Below are 13,276 nucleotides of genomic sequence, written 5' to 3'. Positions count from 1 at the left end.
AGAATATAAAGTGACGTTTTTTTATGTTGAATCTTGCTTAGCATATATTTTCGTTAAAATGTTGGCGGTACGCCATCGCTATCAAGCTAAGAAATATAAATACCCCCAAAACGAGAAAATTGACATCTTCATGTGAAAATGTACAATTTTTTGTTTTGGGGTGTTATAAAATTCTTAAGTTGATGGAAATGGGGTGGGACCCCTTTTAGCAAAACCGGAGTGGAAATGATGAGTATAAATAGTTTTGTGGGATTGATAAAGAACGAATTATTAAAAGAGGTAAGCATAAGAAGTGAGGATGAATTTGAGCCTGTAGTAGTTAAAGATATTCCTAGACTTTGGAAGTGTTTAGGGACAGGTAATTATGCCGCAGTATTTATGCATAAAGAATACAAAAATTGGGTAGTGAAAGTTTACGCGCGAGAAGGAGAAGGAATTGAAAAAGAGTCAGAAGTATATCGAAGAATCGGAAATCATCCTTCTTATTCGAAGCTTATATATAAAGGAGAAAATTTCATAGTATTGAAACGTTTAAAAGAAATTACCTTATATGATGCTATTCATAAGGGGATTAAAATTCCTAAGCAGGTAATCCTTGATATCAATGAAGCTTTAGAGTATGCAAGGGAACAAGGATTAACTCCTTGTGATGTTCACGGGAAAAATGTGATGATGGAAAATGGAAGGGGATATGTAGTCGATGTATCTGATTTCTTAAAAACAAAAGAAGATAGTAAGTGGAAAGACCTAGAAAAGGCATATTTTACATTTTACTTGCCTTTCATTTATAAATTGCCTTTCCCTGTTAAAATACCATATTTCATGTTAAACATTGTTAGACGTTCATATAGAAAATATAAGAAGCTTAAACAGAAATTCAAATTGTAAAAGGACCACATACTTATCTTTAGGTTAGATAAGTGAACCAATAGGAAAATACTATAACACTGTGACTGGACATTATATATAGACTAATAGAGGAATGATACACTATGGACAACATGGTGCTCATATAGTACCAGCAAAACAATCAGAATAAAATAAGAAAGAGGATGTCTATGGATAGCAGATCCTTTATTTAAAACATTAACAGAGTATGAAGGTGTAGAAGTCATATTAGAGTGGAACAGTGGATTAAGAATTGTAGGTGAAACAAACACATTTTATGAGACAGACAATGGATTAGCTGATGACGATCCCGCGTACGTAGAATATTATGCAACTGCATTTCAAGTAAATCATATTTTATCTCATCCTTCTACTAGCGAAGGCGGTGTATATAATTGGTTGAAATTTCTCTCTATGATGATCTACCCAGTTCAGTATTTTTAACCGACGGAAAAAGAGTATGGAAGGGAAAATATGTAAATAATAGGTGGTATTTAAAATTTGACCTTGATTGGCTATATGCCTTTCGAGGTTTTTTACTTTAAGATATGTTACTAGCTTAGATGATAAAATAGTTCACGGAATAGACGGTGTTTACGAAAATGCTAGTCCCCCACCTAAATATATTATTGGTGAAGCGAAATATGGTGGCGCCCAATTAAGTAATACTAAGACAGGTAGGCAGATGAGTGATGAATGGATTGAAAGTAGGAATAGATTAGATAAAGCTGTGGGCCAAGAAAAGCTGCTGAAATTAGAATGGAATTATTACTTAACCCCCGAGAATATTGAAAGCTTACTAGTAAGAGCAGGGGAAGATGGAAAAGTATCGCAATTAAGATTTTGGTTGGGTGTAACTTTTTTAAGTGTCCTTATGATTGCTAGTATTGAGAATACGTTGTTTTTCGATGGGAATATTCGTGAACTAAGGATGATGTATAACGAAAAAGGAGAATTAAAGGTTGCTCCGTTTTCACCATCTAGTAAATTTTGGTTTGGAAGTGATGCGAAAGGCCGCGATCTTTTTCAATTAATAATAGAAGGGGCAAAATGGACCGTAGGAGCGAGTATAGTTATCGCAGTTTTACGTGTAGTGATTGGCAGCTTATATTTAACAGACGTTACGAAGTCGTTCATTGTCATTCCAAACCCGCCGTCACCACATACTGCAAATGCTTGTTTATCTGGAAATTATATTTTTCCAGCAAGTGCACCAGGAAAAATATAATTTCCATTTATAAAAATGAATCCATAGTAAAAAAAATAAAAATAGGTATATGAACAAGGTGCATCATCTAGTGATAGGTCATATTTTGTTGGTGTACGTATTGAACTTAGTTTACAGCGCTATTTCTACTTAGATTTAACAAATAGAAATATAGGAAAGCATCGATGGGGTTGTAGTTAACAAACGGAGGTCATGAAAATGAATAAGTTTCAACAAGAACTACAAGCGTTAAGCCTGAATGATTACCATTCTGGAAATATTGTGTATTGGGACCAGCAAAATCAATATCCATATTACTATATAGAAGATGCTGCTCGTCGCTGTGGTGGTTGTGGTCGCTGTGGTGGTTGTGGTGGTCGTTGTGGTGGTGGTGGATTTCGTTGTGGTGGATTCCGTTGTTTTGGTTGTTTCGGTTGCTTTAGTTGTGGCGGCTGTGGCGGCTGCGGTGGTTGTGGTGGTTGCTCTAATTGTTTTGATGGTTTTACTGATACTACAGGTACTATTGTAACATATGAATATTGATAAGAGACAAAATGAATCCATTTTGAAAAAGATTGATTAAAACGGATTCATTCTTTTTAAAGCATTATACAATTTTTATAAAAAAGCGCTGACAAGTTTGCAAACGAACTTGCTAGCACGTATACGAAATAGACATAAAATATCGCTGATATGTTGCTTGAAAAAACAGACATAGTCAAGTAAATAATATTAATATGAATACTCAAAAAATCATTCGTGATATTAGTAATAGTATGCAAGATGCGATTAAGCTAGGAAATGTGAGGAGACCGAAGAGGGAAAATAAAGAATTGAAAGTAGAGAAGAAAATACAGTCTAATGTGAATAATTTTTCTTTTTATAGAGAGGTACAAAAATAAAGAAAGATAGCTGAAGACAAATTGTTTTCAGCTATTTTTTTTCGTTTAAAGTGGAGGTAAATCAATTTTACCTTCTTCAAATAATTCTTTTATCATATGTTTCGTATAACCAGCTGCTTGACCAAATGTGATTTTTGCGGGCATTGGTGCTTCGTTTACATCTACAACAACATCAATAATACACGGTCTATTTTGTTTTACTGCACTTTCGAAAGCGGGAAGTAGTTCATCTAAATTCTCAACACGGTAGCCAATACCGCCGCATGCCTCTGCATATTTTGCGAAATCAGGATTCGTTAAATCGGTCCCGAATTCGATATTACCCATAACTTCTTGTTCGAATTTAATCATGGCAATTTTATTATTGTTCAATACGACGACAACGATTGGTAGCTTATATTTAACAGCTGTTACGAAGTCATTCATTGTCATCCCAAACCCGCCGTCACCACAAACTGCAAACACTTGTTTATCCGGGAACGCAATTTTCCCAGCGAGGGCACCAGGTAAACCACAACCAAGTGTTGCAAGCCAGCTAGAAATGATAAATTGTTGGTTTGTCATACGGAAATGTCTTGCTGTCCATACTGTTACATTGCCAACATCGACTGAAAGAATTGCGTCATCTTCTGCTACTTTCTGCAGAGCGTGCATAACTCGCTGTGGTTTAATTGGAGTGGATGAGTCTTCTTCTTGATTGTGTAATTTTTCTTCCCACTTTTTCATCATTTCTTGGTGGTGTTCTAAGAAAGAATGGTCTTCATGTTTTTCTACATTTTCAACTAACCATTTTAATGTTTTATCAGCATCACCAGCTAAGCCGATGTCGGTCGCATAACGTTTCCCGATTTGAGCCGGATCTGTATCAATATGAAGTGTTTTTGCTTTCTCAGGTAAGAAACCAGTGAACGGATAAGAAGTACCAACCATAATTAAAGTATCCGCATGTTTCATTGCCTCATAAGATGGTTTCGTTCCAATTAATCCTAACCCACCGATGCAAAGAGGGTGTTCATCAGGAATAATCCCTTTAGCAGGTAATGTAAGTACGATTGGAGCGCCAATGTGTTCTGCAAATGCAAGTAAAGACTCTCTCGCATGTTTTGCTCCTTTCCCGGCTAAAATAACAGGTTTTTTCGCTTCATTAAGTGCGAGTTTTGCTATAGCTAAATCTTCTTCTTGCGGAAATAACTCGGGCAATGTAAAAGAAGCGTTAGTAACACGAGCACCATTTTTTATTTCGAATTTCGGAACATCATCTGGAATGGTTAGAACAGATACACCTTTTTTCGTATATGCCATTCGAATCGCTTGATTCACTACAGCAGGTAGTTGTTCTGCTGACATAATGCGTTGGTTATAAACCGCAACATCATCAAACATTCTTTCTAAGTTTACTTCTTGGAAAAAATCTGTTCCGAGTAAATCAGATTCCACTTGTCCTGAAATTGCTAGTACAGGGGCTTTATCGAGTTTCGCATCATATAAACCGTTTAATAAATGAATAGCGCCAGGTCCTGCGATTGCCATACAAACACCGAGTTTTCCTGTTAATTTTGCATAGGCAGCCGCTGCTAACGCGCCAGCTTCTTCATGGCGAACTTGAATAAATTTAATTTTATCTTGTTTTTTTCTTAAAGCTTCAATAATAGTATTGATGGAATCTCCAGGCATACCATATATGTGTTCTACTCCCCAGTCAATTAATAGATCAACTAATGCTTCACCAGCTGTTTTTCCAAACATAATTATTCCTCCTTATAAATAAGTAGATACTATTATGTTTTGGAGAAAAAGGAAAAATATACAAACAAGAAAATTTATTAACTTTAATGATGACCAGAGAATAGAGTAAACACTGTTATTAGTAAAAAGCCACTAGTTGCCCACGTTAAGAATGAAAGGAAAGGGAGCTGTTTTTTTGCTTTCCAAAGCATTTCGTGAATTGTCACATAGCCAAGTGAACCAATAGCACTTCCCATAATGAGCCCTTGCAAATGAAGAGCTTTTCCTTCCATCAAAATGCCAAAAATCGTACCGGTACCGAGAATAAGAGAGAGTAAAAAAGTTGTTAATAAAAATGAAATATATTTATGCTTTGTAAAGAGAAAGGGGATAATTAAAGCTAATCCTTCTGGAATATGATGAACGACGATTGCTATTAAAAATGGAATGGCAGAGTCAGCATGATTAATAAAAGCTGTGCCTAAGGCAAAGCCACTCGGCATATTGTGGATGAATATAGCGAAAGAGAGAAAAAGGAAGGTTTGCCATGCTTGTTGATTTTTTCTATGTATCATAGGATGATGACAATAGTTATCTAATAAACTCATAACTAAAATACCGATAGCTATACCAAGTATAGGGCCAATGATTTCATAGTTTGAAAATGTTTCAGGAATAATTTCAAGTGATAAAAGTCCAAGCAAAATCCCACCACATAATGCGTATAAACAATGCATCTTTTCTTCAATAAGTTGGCGCGTAGCAATGCCAACAGCACCGCCTAATAGTAATCCACCGAATGAAAAAAACGTAACAATCATTGGGATCCATAGACGTTCCATATTATCACACTCCGATTCTTTCCACTTATTTTTAGCTTACGAAAAGGAACGTTAGATTAGTCCAAGTAATTGTGTTTGATTATAGAGAAAAAACTAATGATTCGTTATAATTTCCATATTAAATTCAAGTGAAAATATGAAATGGGGAATAAGTTTACAGACAAAATGGAATTTATCCCGCTTTAACGGGCAATGAGACGCCCATCTCAAAAGTTGGGAAATGCGAGATAATTAGATGGGAGTCGGGCTGCCCGTAAAAGCCCGATTGGTGAAGGCTAATAACCAGTGGGGGATGGACACTCCCCACTGATTAAAGTTTCGCTTTATCTGAATACGAAAATCCAACACGATATGATGTAGAAAATAGAAGCTTATCAGATTTTATTCCATTGTAACAAGATTGATTTTTAGCAGAAAATTCACGATACAGGTAGGAAGTAGAGTGTATTTTTGCATTCTACTTTTTCATGTTTCGTAGCGAAGAGCAGATTATAGTATGATAGGATTAAAGGGGGAGAAGTAATGGAAAGTATGGCGTTGTTTGATGATTCTAAGACATATCGTTATTCTTTAGAACGTATTTGGGACCCACATAAAGAACGAGTACTGTTTATTATGTTAAATCCAAGTTCAGCCAATCAAGATAGCGAAGATGCGACTTCCAAGCGTTGTTTCAATTTTGCGAAGGGACTTGGTTTTGGTTCATTGGAAATTGTAAATTTGTTTGCCTATATTGCAACAAATCGTGAAGAATTGCTTCAAGTAAGTAAAGAAGATGCAATTGGTCCTGAAAACGAAAATCATGTGATTCGTGCATTGAACCGTGCGGATATGGTAATTGCTGCATGGGGTGAAAATTGTAAGTATCACAATAGGCACAAAGATATTCATGAATTGTTTCAAGGTTATCATTTACACTGCCTCGGGAAAACAAGGGATGGATTTCCGAGACACCCTTTATATTTAAGTAAAGATTCGCAGCCAATGGATTACATAAAACCGGAGCGGATTGTACGCCGGCTCATTCGAACTGCAAGAAACCAAGAGCGAACAAGTAAAGAAGGACGCACAATAAATCGTAATAATGAAGCAGGAGGGGACGAATGGATGTGGTGTTCAATCTGTCATGAAGAACATCCCGTAGAAGGTTCAACTGCTTGTTTATCTTGTATTAATAAACTTGTAGAACAATATCATAAAGACGTATAAAAAAATTGATTTTACTGTTGTGATAAGTAAGGTATGCTCTAAAAAATTTTCGTCCTATGGTAAAGTGTAGTAGCAGAAAATCAAGAGCATTCTGCTGAAAAGAATTTTTCACAAATATTAAGAATTATAGAGGGTAGTAGTAAATGGAGGAATTAGTTATGCAGCAAATAAAAAAAATAGGAAACTCATTTTGGTATATGACACCAGTTTCTGACACAGATAGACCTATATTAGGAATGGTCGTTGGAAAAGAAAAAACTTTAATGATTGATGCAGGTAATTCAGAAGCACATGCACAATTATTTCTAGAAATGCTAAAAGAACAGAATATTTCAAGTCCTGATTTTGTAGCATTAACACATTGGCATTGGGATCATATTTTTGGATTGCCTGAACTACAAGATGCATTGTCTATTGCACATTCTGAAACAAAAAAAGAGATGAATAAACTTGTTTCTTATGAATGGACGGATGAGGCGTTGGATGCACGAGTGAAAGAAGGTACAGAAATTGAATTTTGTGCGGAGTGTATAAAAAAAGAGTTCAGTAAGCGATTGAGAAATATTAAAATTATTCCTCCGATCTTAACGTTCCAGAATCAATTGGAATTAGACCTTGGTGAAGTGACATGTGTGTTAAAGCATGTGGGCGGGGACCATGCACATGATTCCGTTGTTATTTATATTAAAGAAGAAAAGATTTTGTTTTTAGGAGACTGTATATATGCAGATATTTTTTCTGCAAAGAGGAACTATACAACGAAACGAACATTTAAATTAATAGAAGAATTAGAGAGATTTGATGCTGAGACCTATATTCTTTCTCATGGGGAGGCAATAGACCGGGCTGAATTTTTACAAGAAATTCATTTGCTGAAAACAGTAGGAACTTATACGGAAACATATAAAGGTGATATTGAGAAGGTAAAGGCAGCGTATAAGCAAGAATTGGGTAGAGAATTAAATGAGGATGAGCTAGAAACGATAACGTATTTTGTAAATGGTTATGAAATGAATAATCTGTAAAACACAACTTTAATCAAATATAATTATAAAAAGAGTANNTACTCTTTTTATAATTATATATCTAGTCCCAGCAAATTTATAAATCTTTTTGCGGGTGTATCATCTGAATTTAGACCACTGTCAAGACTGGTTGTGAAAGGTAACCACTGCCAATCCTCGCATTCTACAAAAGCTACTCTTGACCAATTTTCAATGAATTCAATGAAATTATTCGCAATCTTATATCCATGTCCTTCTCCATCCTATATGATTTAGTCAGTCATTAAATATAAATTGGCAAAAAGTCATCAATAATTTCCACTACTTCAATTCTCCCATTAATCAGTAGCTCAGGAAGTTCACTTCTAACATTTCCTTTCCAATACTCTCTAGCTTGTTCAATTTTTTGAGCGAAAGGAATACCATCTTCTTTCGGTAAAAGATTTCCGTCACCTTCAAAAGAACTACCAATTACTCGAAGTTTAACAATCTGCAAAACTTCTCGATGGTAAGAATCAAATAGCGCTTTCCATTTCAAAGCATCTTCATAGCTTTTCGAAGCATATAAGCAAGACAACCTTGAAGGATATTCAGGAAATTCTTGCAGTCTAACCATTTCTACAATCGTTTCTCTAACCGCTCTACTTGTCTGATCTATATAATTCATAACTATTTTAGCATTTTCATTATTTATATGTAATTCCTCATTGGTATAATGACTTTTTAAAATTTGAATAGAGTCTTCACCATTAGAATTTAATTGTTCTCTTTCAAAAAAGAAGTGATATAGGGTATTGGTTTGATTTTTGTCAAAATGAATGATTTGTCCAATATTCATTTTTTTCCTTGTAATGATGTGATATGCGTAAAATTCTGGTTCATTCATGGTTATCCTCCTAGCAGTAATTATTACGTATGGCAAATTTAAATTAAATAATTCAACATTGTGATATATAAAACCTCTATAAATAAATTTGTTTTTTTGCCGTTTTAGTAATTTTCGAATTAGAATATTAAAGAGAGTAGAGGCTAAAAAATTCAAAGGGAAAAAGTGTTAATGATTAGAATATATACATTTAGGTAGTAGTAAATGAGCGATAAGGAGAGAGGATAAGTGATTCAGTATATGTTACAAGATGGTGTGTACTTTTTAGGAATTAATAAGATTCAGCATTGGTGTAAAGTTATGGGAACCGCTCATAATACAGTTCCTCTCGTTATTGTACATGGAGGACCGGGTGGTAATCATTATGTATTCGAAAAACACTTGTTTTGAAGTTAGAAGAATATATAATAGTAGTTTATTACGAACAAAGAGCATGCAAGATTTTATACGATTTTTCGGATAATCCAGTAACAAACGAGACCCCTAAAACCGCGCCAAGATAGGAATGTATAAAAAATTGAATAGATCCCTAGAATAAAAAAAGGCGGATTCCCTGTGAGAGTAAGGGGCCGCCTTTTTCCTGGCTACCGATAATGATACGTTATGTTAACTGAACATGTATGGAATATACATTTATATCCTTTAATACATCCAGGATAAATATTCCATTTATTACTCATTTTGTGTAAAATTACACTTATATAAGAAAGGGGTGTAACCAAATGGCTTTTGAATCACTTCCTACTTGGTTTTGGAGTGTTTATTATATTTTTCTATTGTTAGCTTTTGTAACAGCTCTGTACAGCTTATTTAAGAAAAAAGAGAAGTGGTTGTTTGCTTCTGTTGTTTTGACTGCTCTTCTTGTTCCGTTTGTTTCCCTGCTTTATAGCATAGGACGCCCCGAAGGAAAGAATGAAGCAGAACATTTGATTGACGAACTCAAAAGAGGAGAACCTTGGTCTATACTTGTCATTGTAGGTTATATGCTCATTCTCTTCTGGTTTATTCGTCCACTCATTAATAAAGAGAACCAACTGAAAAATAGGAAGATGTGAAGCAAAAAACGAACTTCCAATAACGAGAATTATGTAAATAAGCTGTCCATATGGGCAGCTTATTGTATGTTTTTGCTTAGCGTGTTTTTCTTCAAAACGAAAAAAAGCACTGGATTCTCATAGAAAACTGTGGTGAGATGAAATTTTTGATTTTGTAGTACTTCAAAATCTTAGCTAGATGGCTATGTATCGATACCCCATAATAAAAAGGCAGGAACATTTTGTACAAATCAAAGATATTCCTTCCTTTGATTTTATTAAGTTTAACATCTATGACCTAAATATAAATTTATTGAGATCCTCTTTATTTATTATTTTTCGAACCGCAAATGAACAAACTTCAACATCTTTATTAAGTTTACAATTCGCATCATTATACGCGTACTACCATCCCAATCTTTATTTGTAGGTATATCTTTAAAGAAAGGGGAGCAGCTTAATACTTTTAAGTTAGAAGACCATTTTTCTATTGATTTTGGATTGTTTACATAAAAATACATCATAGCGCCTTTATTACCAGATTTTTTTACTGTAGCATTCGAAAGATTCAGTGCGAATTTTGATTCAGCATCAAAATATAACTCTCCTCCAGGGAAACGTTTTGACAAAGCAACTATGATCTCTTTTAAATCTTCTTCTTTAAAGTAATAAAACACACCTGCTGAAATAAAGAGAATACCGTCGTTTGGATCATATTTTAAATCGTCAAACCAAGAAGTATCAAAAAATGATTTAGCGATGCTAATATTTCTCGGTGTATCTTCAATTAAAGTCTTGCGAAAAGAGATTGCATCGGGCAAATCAAGGTTGTACCAATGTATTGTACCGTTATCGATTCTTGAAAAAGTAGTGTCTAGTCCGGAACCGATATTTACAATGGTAGCATTCGGATGTTTTGTTATAAATTTTTTTATCGTATCGTCTATTTTTCGTGCACGGGTAATGTATGTGATACATCCGTATTCACCAAAGGTATTTGCTATTGTTGAGAAGTTAAAATCACATTCTTTAATAATCCGAATAGCCTCTGTATCATTTAAAATATCCTTATTTTTCTCACTGCCATATGCTCGCCCCCATAGGGGAATAAGCATAGTGCCTTGTACTGATTGTAAATCTAATTCTTTAACCATGAAACATCCTCCGTTTAATAATAAACAATATAATTAGTCGTTATTTAACATTTTTGAAAGCATTCTATTTGTTTTATATAGTCCGTAAGTTAAATCTCGTTGTTCTTCTTCAGATAATTTATCGAGATTAACTGTGAAATTATTATAAATTTGTTTCCACCTCTCATAGTGCACCTTTTCAGCTTTTTCTGTCAGAGAAATTAATACAGCTCTTTTGTCTACCGTATTTTGCTTTTTTACAATATATCCGTTTAGTTCTAAGTTACGTACTGTTACACTTAATTGTTGCTTAGGGATGTTTAAGTAACTAGCAATCATTTTTAAATTTACAGGTACTTTTTGCTGGACGATATACTCCACTACGTGTTGCTCTAAATGTGTAAACTCAGAGGATTTCTCCGATAGTAATTTAAAAGTACCGGACATATTTAATAATAAATTCATGTATTCGTTTAATAATTCGTTATGGGCCATTGTTTTCTCTTCCTTTATGAATTTAGTCATTATTTTATTACTAATTTAACAGGAAATCAAATGATTTAATTAAATATAGTAAATTTAAATTTACTAATTTGTTATTTTCTTAATTTATGTGGACTGAAGTAGTGGAGTATGAGAAGTGCTTTTAGGAAAGGAAAATATGACTGGAAATAAAATATTACTAAATATATTTAACTAATGAATGCAATGTCTTTTTCAGTTGTTATGTTGTGAATAATTTTATGATAAAATCTTTTACATAATTAAATAAAGGGGTAGTATTCTATGGGTTATTTCTCAAATAGTTTATTAGTTGTGTTTGTTCTTATCGTATGTAGCTGTATGATTTTTGGCTGATAATATAATGATAGATTTATAAAAAAAAGGTAATTCTCAATGGAGAGATACCTTTTTTTCTTATTTAAATCAGCTTCTCCATGTCTAAATACATAAATTATTACGATTTCTTTTTATTATTCTTTAGAAGCTATTTATATCCTTTTTGTAGAGAAGGAATTTTATTCTTTATATTGAAGTATTGTTCTAGTTAATTTTGTGACAATTAAAGGCTGTAATTGGTGATTTTACGAAAGGTAAACAAGCCAGAGAATAGGGAGTATTTAAATGAAAAATAACATACGCTACACAATTGAACACCCAACAGACTTCAATGGATTATTAGCGTTATATGAATCTTTAGGATGGAATTCTCTTAAATTAACGGTTAACGAGCTAGAGCGAATGTGTAAACAAAGTTGGCATGCAATTTATGTTTTTGATGATAAGAGGTTAGTAGGGATGGGACGTGTCATATCAGATGGAGTCATAACAGGCATTATTTGTGGAGTTGGTGTATTGCCAAAATATCAGTCTAGTGGCATTGGGAAAGAAATAGTGAAACGATTAATCCAGCACTGTGAACAACATAAGGTTATTCCACAACTTATGTGTGTAGAAAAATTGCAACCTTACTATGAATCTATCGGATTTGAAGCATTTTCAATTGGGATGACCAAACACATTAAACGATGTTAAAAAATTAATTTAATTACTATTTTATAAATCGAACTCTTAATAAATAATAAAAGAGCATGTTTGAAATTACTCAAGCATGCTCTTTTATTAGGCGGAATTTATCCCGCTATTTGTGGGCAGTAAGATCTTCACCTCAAAATTCAGCGTAGGTGAAGTTCGGGCTGATTAAAGTTTAACCTTATTCCAGATTAATGATTTAATCCATTCCAATAAAAAGAAACGATTTCTTGTGCTAATTCATCTATACTTACAATAATAGGATTGTGATTCTCATCTTTAATATTCCCAATGGATAATAAAGCTACGAAAGCATGGGCAGCAAATTTAGGGTTTCCTTTAGGGATCTCTCCAAGGTTAATAGCGTTATCGATTGCTTTTTCCAATACTTCATACATGTTATCCTCGGCATTTTTTAAATCTTTCAATTGTTCTTCAGATAACGATAGTTTTGCATCTTTCATAAAATTCTTCATATCAATATCTAACGTTGCATGTAAGTAGACTTTAGCGAAGTCCAATAATCTTTCTTTTAAAGTTTTATTTGTAGAAAGTATTTGATCCATATTTTCTCGTATACGTCTCATCATTTGAATCATTGTAGCAGTAAATAAATCGGCTTTTGTTGAATAATAATAGTAGACGGTTGCTTTCGTAACACCACATTCTTTCGCGACCTCATCCATTGAAACTACTTGATAATTTTGAGTAAGAAATAACCGAGTTGCAACTTCTAAAATCAGTTCTTTTGTAGATTTTGTATTTTTATTTTGGCGAGGTCTTCCGAGAGGACGTTGTTTTTGTTCCAAATACATTCGCTCCTGACATTTAGTATTGAGATAATTATAACATAATTTTTAATCATTCTTGATTAATTAACTGACCGGTATATATAATTAATAATGAAGGGGAA

At 33.7% G+C, this 13,276-nt stretch carries 12 protein-coding genes and 7 pseudogenes; 11 read left to right on the top strand and 8 right to left on the bottom strand.

Annotated features, from left to right (window positions below; all coding sequences use genetic code 11):
• Positions 1–228 precede the first annotated feature (228 nt).
• The 4 genes and pseudogenes from COC96_RS01010 to COC96_RS00990 all read left to right on the top strand — a co-directional run.
• Positions 229–888: a serine/threonine protein kinase gene (locus COC96_RS01010; protein WP_141536018.1), complete on the top strand. Its 660-nt coding sequence runs from the start codon at positions 229–231 to the stop codon at positions 886–888.
• A gap of 82 nt (positions 889–970) precedes the next feature.
• Positions 971–1,039: pseudogene (locus COC96_RS28330) on the top strand (polymorphic toxin type 50 domain-containing protein); the annotation flags it as partial.
• 23 nt (positions 1,040–1,062) lie between these two features.
• Positions 1,063–1,433, top strand: a pseudogene (locus COC96_RS27825) (hypothetical protein).
• A gap of 242 nt (positions 1,434–1,675) precedes the next feature.
• Positions 1,676–1,990: pseudogene (locus COC96_RS00990) on the top strand (hypothetical protein); the annotation flags it as partial.
• On the opposite strand, the pseudogene COC96_RS28325 reads toward COC96_RS00990, so the two are convergent.
• A pseudogene (locus COC96_RS28325) lies at positions 1,984–2,106 on the bottom strand (thiamine pyrophosphate-dependent enzyme); the annotation flags it as partial. The pseudogenes COC96_RS00990 and COC96_RS28325 overlap by 7 nt on opposite strands.
• Positions 2,107–2,314: 208 nt before the next feature.
• Here COC96_RS28325 and COC96_RS00980 point away from each other — a divergent pair.
• Both COC96_RS00980 and COC96_RS28645 read left to right on the top strand, forming a co-directional pair.
• Positions 2,315–2,638: a heterocycloanthracin/sonorensin family bacteriocin gene (locus tag COC96_RS00980; RefSeq protein ID WP_142339937.1), complete on the top strand. Its 324-nt coding sequence runs from the start codon at positions 2,315–2,317 to the stop codon at positions 2,636–2,638.
• A gap of 221 nt (positions 2,639–2,859) precedes the next feature.
• Positions 2,860–2,997 (top strand): annotated as a pseudogene (locus tag COC96_RS28645) (peptide ABC transporter permease); the annotation flags it as partial.
• A gap of 45 nt (positions 2,998–3,042) precedes the next feature.
• Here the strand turns inward: COC96_RS28645 and COC96_RS00970 are convergent.
• Entirely contained in the window at positions 3,043–4,743 is a 1,701-nt protein-coding gene (locus tag COC96_RS00970) for a pyruvate oxidase (RefSeq protein WP_098768114.1), read from the bottom strand.
• Positions 4,744–4,826: 83 nt separating this feature from the next.
• Positions 4,827–5,564 (bottom strand): ZIP family metal transporter, encoded by a 738-nt coding sequence (locus COC96_RS00965; protein ID WP_098266745.1) that lies wholly within the window; start codon positions 5,562–5,564, stop codon positions 4,827–4,829.
• A gap of 522 nt (positions 5,565–6,086) precedes the next feature.
• Here COC96_RS00965 and COC96_RS00960 point away from each other — a divergent pair.
• On the top strand, positions 6,087–6,773 hold the full coding sequence (locus tag COC96_RS00960) for a DUF1643 domain-containing protein (protein ID WP_098768113.1): 687 nt from the start codon (positions 6,087–6,089) through the stop codon (positions 6,771–6,773).
• 158 nt (positions 6,774–6,931) lie between these two features.
• On the top strand, positions 6,932–7,798 hold the full coding sequence (locus tag COC96_RS00955; protein WP_098768279.1) for an MBL fold metallo-hydrolase: 867 nt from the start codon (positions 6,932–6,934) through the stop codon (positions 7,796–7,798).
• Positions 7,799–7,851: 53 nt separating this feature from the next.
• On the opposite strand, the pseudogene COC96_RS28320 reads toward COC96_RS00955, so the two are convergent.
• Both COC96_RS28320 and COC96_RS00945 read right to left on the bottom strand, forming a co-directional pair.
• Positions 7,852–8,040, bottom strand: a pseudogene (locus COC96_RS28320) (SMI1/KNR4 family protein); the annotation flags it as partial.
• A gap of 20 nt (positions 8,041–8,060) precedes the next feature.
• Complete coding sequence (locus COC96_RS00945) at positions 8,061–8,663, bottom strand: DUF2441 domain-containing protein (protein WP_098768112.1); 603 nt, start codon at positions 8,661–8,663, stop codon at positions 8,061–8,063.
• Between the two features lie 228 nt (positions 8,664–8,891).
• Between COC96_RS00945 and COC96_RS00940 the strand changes: the two are divergent.
• Both COC96_RS00940 and COC96_RS00935 read left to right on the top strand, forming a co-directional pair.
• Positions 8,892–9,100, top strand: a pseudogene (locus tag COC96_RS00940) (alpha/beta fold hydrolase); the annotation flags it as partial.
• A gap of 285 nt (positions 9,101–9,385) precedes the next feature.
• On the top strand, positions 9,386–9,718 hold the full coding sequence (locus COC96_RS00935) for a hypothetical protein (RefSeq protein ID WP_098768111.1): 333 nt from the start codon (positions 9,386–9,388) through the stop codon (positions 9,716–9,718).
• A 311-nt stretch (positions 9,719–10,029) separates the two neighbouring features.
• On the opposite strand, the gene COC96_RS00930 is transcribed toward COC96_RS00935, so the two are convergent.
• Together COC96_RS00930 and COC96_RS00925 are read right to left on the bottom strand one after the other, a co-directional pair.
• Entirely contained in the window at positions 10,030–10,851 is an 822-nt protein-coding gene (locus COC96_RS00930) for a class I SAM-dependent methyltransferase (RefSeq protein ID WP_098768110.1), read from the bottom strand.
• 33 nt (positions 10,852–10,884) lie between these two features.
• The gene (locus tag COC96_RS00925) at positions 10,885–11,325 is read right to left on the bottom strand and encodes a MarR family winged helix-turn-helix transcriptional regulator (protein WP_098768109.1); all 441 of its coding nucleotides are present in this window, start codon (positions 11,323–11,325) and stop codon (positions 10,885–10,887) included.
• 630 nt (positions 11,326–11,955) lie between these two features.
• Here COC96_RS00925 and COC96_RS00920 point away from each other — a divergent pair.
• Positions 11,956–12,366, top strand: a complete 411-nt coding sequence (locus tag COC96_RS00920) for a GNAT family N-acetyltransferase (protein WP_098266752.1) — start codon at positions 11,956–11,958, stop codon at positions 12,364–12,366.
• Between the two features lie 188 nt (positions 12,367–12,554).
• Here COC96_RS00920 and COC96_RS00915 read toward each other — a convergent pair whose 3' ends face one another.
• Positions 12,555–13,172: a TetR/AcrR family transcriptional regulator gene (locus COC96_RS00915; RefSeq protein WP_141536088.1), complete on the bottom strand. Its 618-nt coding sequence runs from the start codon at positions 13,170–13,172 to the stop codon at positions 12,555–12,557.
• Positions 13,173–13,276: the final 104 nt, after the last annotated feature.

Source organism: Bacillus cereus, assembly GCF_002577405.1.
Taxonomy (GTDB): Bacteria; Bacillota; Bacilli; order Bacillales; family Bacillaceae_G; genus Bacillus_A; species Bacillus_A cereus_AU.
Note: the sequence above shows the minus strand (reverse complement) of the source record. Positions and strands in the feature narration are given on the sequence as shown.